This window comes from Christensenella sp., assembly GCF_034927525.1.
In the GTDB taxonomy this organism is placed as follows: Bacteria; Bacillota; Clostridia; order Christensenellales; family Christensenellaceae; genus Christensenella.
In genome coordinates this window covers 1-3189 of record NZ_JAYFPU010000233.1, presented here as the reverse complement: position 1 = coordinate 3189, position 3189 = coordinate 1, and the positions used below count along the sequence as shown (strand labels likewise).

The 3189-nt window shown below is 50.8% G+C and carries 4 protein-coding genes; 2 read left to right on the top strand and 2 right to left on the bottom strand.

Features of this window, described 5'->3' with window-relative positions; genetic code table 11:
* Positions 1 to 258: 258 nt before the first annotated feature.
* On the top strand, positions 259 to 1488 hold the full coding sequence (locus tag VB081_RS09720) for a glycoside hydrolase family 3 N-terminal domain-containing protein (protein ID WP_323400625.1): 1230 nt from the start codon (positions 259 to 261) through the stop codon (positions 1486 to 1488).
* 40 nt (positions 1489 to 1528) lie between these two features.
* Here VB081_RS09720 and VB081_RS09715 read toward each other — a convergent pair whose 3' ends face one another.
* Both VB081_RS09715 and VB081_RS09710 read right to left on the bottom strand, forming a co-directional pair.
* Positions 1529 to 2251, bottom strand: coding sequence for a DUF5131 family protein (locus VB081_RS09715; protein WP_323400624.1), 723 nt, complete (start codon positions 2249 to 2251; stop codon positions 1529 to 1531).
* Complete coding sequence (locus tag VB081_RS09710; protein WP_323400623.1) at positions 2248 to 2625, bottom strand: metallopeptidase family protein; 378 nt, start codon at positions 2623 to 2625, stop codon at positions 2248 to 2250. Before VB081_RS09710 ends, VB081_RS09715 begins: the two co-directional genes overlap by 4 nt.
* A gap of 132 nt (positions 2626 to 2757) precedes the next feature.
* On the opposite strand from VB081_RS09710, the gene VB081_RS09705 reads away from it, so the two are divergent.
* Positions 2758 to 3189: mechanosensitive ion channel family protein (locus VB081_RS09705; RefSeq protein ID WP_323400622.1), on the top strand; the 432-nt coding region annotated here is incomplete at its 3' end.

The following is a 3189-nucleotide window of genomic DNA, read 5'->3' as shown; positions in this document are numbered from 1 at the left end:
ATGGGGCTGGTGACCGAAAGAGCAGTCTGTTTTTTATACGTCACCTGCAAATTTTCTATCGTAAGCATAAGGACACCCCTTTCAGATAAAGATATTTCCTTACTCTTAGTATAAACGGCAGCAAGTGTGCGTCAACGCATTTTCCGTAAGCTGCGCGGCGCATACCGTAAGTTGCGTTTTTGGGATATTGAAACCATTGTGTACATTAAGGGAGTCCTGCTTTATAATAAAGGCAGGATCATAAACGGGGGTTTTTCCATGAAGACAAAATCGATTGTAGCTATTTTATTGTGCAGCCTTTTGCTGTTTGGTGCGTGCGCTGCCCCGACAAGCCCGCAGGCCGTGCCCACGCAGGTGGTTTCTACAGAGGATGTTGTTGTTCCGCCGGAGGCAAGCGCGGGTATGCAGCCAACACCGGAGCCTTCCGAGTCGGCCGCGGAACCAGTGACGGAAGAAGCGCCCGTGCTGGATTTCTCCCTGTACGAAGACCGCGCGAAAGAGATACTCGCTGATATGACGACGCAGGAAAAGGCGGCGCAGATGTTCTTTGCGCGCTGTCCGGAAACGGACGCAGCAGAGCTGCAAAAACAATTTCAGTTCGGCGGATATATTTTATTTAAGCGTGATTTTGAAGATAAAACAAAAGCGGATGTGCAGGACAACATCGAAAGCTATCAGGACGCCGCTAAAATACCCATGCTGATCGGCGTGGACGAGGAAGGCGGCAGCGTTACGCGCCTGAGCAGGTTTGAGGCGTTTCGCGACGAACCGTTTTTGTCGCCGCAGGAGCTGTATGAGCAGGGTGGGTTTGCGCGCATCACAGAGGATACGCAAGAAAAAGCAGCGCTGTTAAAAGGCCTCGGCATCAACGTCAATCTATCGCCGGTGTGCGATGTTTCTACAGACCCTGACGATTTTATTTATCCGCGTGCGTTTGGCAAGGACGCACAGCAAACGTCCGAATATGTAAGTACCGTCATCACCGCGATGAACGAAAGTGGGATGGGCAGCGTGATGAAGCATTATCCTGGCTATGGCTCCAATACAGATACCCACACGGGTATCGCGCACGATACGCGCAGCTTAGATACCTTCACAAACAGCGATTTTTTGCCCTTCCTTGCGGGCATGCAGGCGGGCGCGCCGGGTGTCTTAGTGAACCATAACATTGTAGAAAGCATGGACAAGGAAAATCCCGCGTCGCTTTCAGGAAAGGTGCACGAAATACTGCGCGAGGAGCAGGGCTTTTTGGGCGTGATCATGACGGACGATCTCTATATGGATGCGATCAAAGACGAATACGGTGCGGGTAAGGCGGCGGTGTTGGCTGTTCTGGCGGGCAACGATATGCTGATCTCCTCACAGCCGGAGGAACAGCTTGGGGGCGTGCTTGACGCACTTGAGGAGGGGACGATCGAAAAAGAAACGATCGACGCGGCGGTCACGCGCGTGCTGTGCTGGAAGCTCTCGCTGGGGTTGATGGAATAAGAAATAAAAAAACTGTCTTCCATTTCAGGGAGACAGCTTTTTATTTTATAGTGAAATTGAGCCCTGCCTTACGCGCCTGCGAATGCTGCAGGCGTTTTAAGATGGTGTAGCGTTTGCCGTCCTTTAGGAAGTTGCGCCCCGTCTGCTTGAACCAAAAGGATACGTGATTTTGCCGGCACTGTTTATGCAGCGAAAGGATCCAGCGGTAATCGCACGTGCGCGCCTCCATGCCCGATTCGCCGCCCGCGACGACATGTACAAATTTTCCTGTCGCAAGATAGGGAGATACGTCGATGTGCTCTAAAATGGGTTCGCAGATGACGATGCGGTGAACGACAGGCATTTGCATGAATATGGGCAAGCGCTCGTCTGCCATTTTCTGATTTTCCACCGTACAGCCGATGCGTACGTTCGGATAGCCGTCGCCCCAGTCGTCCGGCAGGCCTACGGAAAAGCGGTGGATGCGCTTGGTGATGATAAGGAACGAGATATCCGGCCGTTCGCGGATAAAACGCCATGCGTCCGATCTCCATGCGTCCGCTTCTTCAATAAAAAAGTCCGACGTGCCGCACGTGAACACCTCATGCCCGCCCGCAAGCTTATAACTTTTGTCGCGCTTGCGCTTGATGGGCAAATCAAAAGAGGTCGTCTTATAAACGACGCTTGGATCCTTGCCAATAGATTCATCCCGCCGGTACATATAACAATTTTGACAGCCGGGGCTTGTTTTGTGGCAGCCGTGCCACGGGTTCCATGCGTTCATACGTCCTTGTGGGAACGCAAGTATTCGGAAATATATACCTCGTCCTCTACCTCCAGCCCGCGCTCTCCGGAAAGTCCTTCCAAATGATGGCGGAACTCATGACGCAGGGTAGAGCGCAGCTGTTCGCGCAGCTGATCCTTGGAAAGGTGCCCATACAGGCGTTCAAACGATCCATAATATATTTCGATGTGGTTGCCCATATCGCTGCTGCGGAAATACCGCCCCATCACATACAGGTCGTCAGCGCGGCTTTTGGGGTGCATCTCTACCTGCGGTAACAATAAAATGCCGCCGTTTAAATCCGCAAAAAATTCCTGCGGCAGCTCCTCTGCGAGCTCGTCTAACAGTTCACCCATTTCTTCCAAAGAAATCAAACATTTGCCCTCCGGGTCATTTTTGTATACTATAATATATAACCACAGAAAAAGAAAGAGAAAACGCCGTACGTTTTGTAAAAGACGGAAACGGGTATTAATTATATGATGAAAAACAGATGAGGTAAACGTATGAACGACGATACCACCACACAAATTGTGGATAAAACCAAAGATTTTGTCGACGGCTTTGAAAAAATGTTCACTCTGGGCTTTTGGAACACGCTGATCTTCGCGGCCATCTTCGCAGGGATCACGTTTGTTATTCTAAAAATTATTTCCAAATTTTTAAAAAAGCAGCTGACAGGAAATATGCGTATTTTTTATCGGCTGATTTATGTGGTCATCATTGTGATCGCGGTCTTTTCGGTGTTGATGACGATCGAGCCATTAAAGCAGTTCGCAACAGTGATGCTCGCCAGCTCGGGCATCGCGGGCGTGGTGATCGGTCTTGCGGCGCAGACGACGCTGGGGAATCTGTTCAGCGGCATCTCCATTGGCGTTAGCAAGCCGTTTGAGCTGGGGGATTATGTAGAGATCGTCAACCAGAACGTGACGGGCGTG

Bases quoted from the DNA above. Each gene is read 5' to 3' on its own strand.
- VB081_RS09715 (WP_323400624.1), bottom strand. From the start codon at position 2,251: ATGAACGCATGGAACCCGTGGCACGGCTGCCACAAAACAAGCCCCGGC.
- VB081_RS09720 (WP_323400625.1), top strand. From the start codon at position 259: ATGAAGACAAAATCGATTGTAGCTATTTTATTGTGCAGCCTTTTGCTG.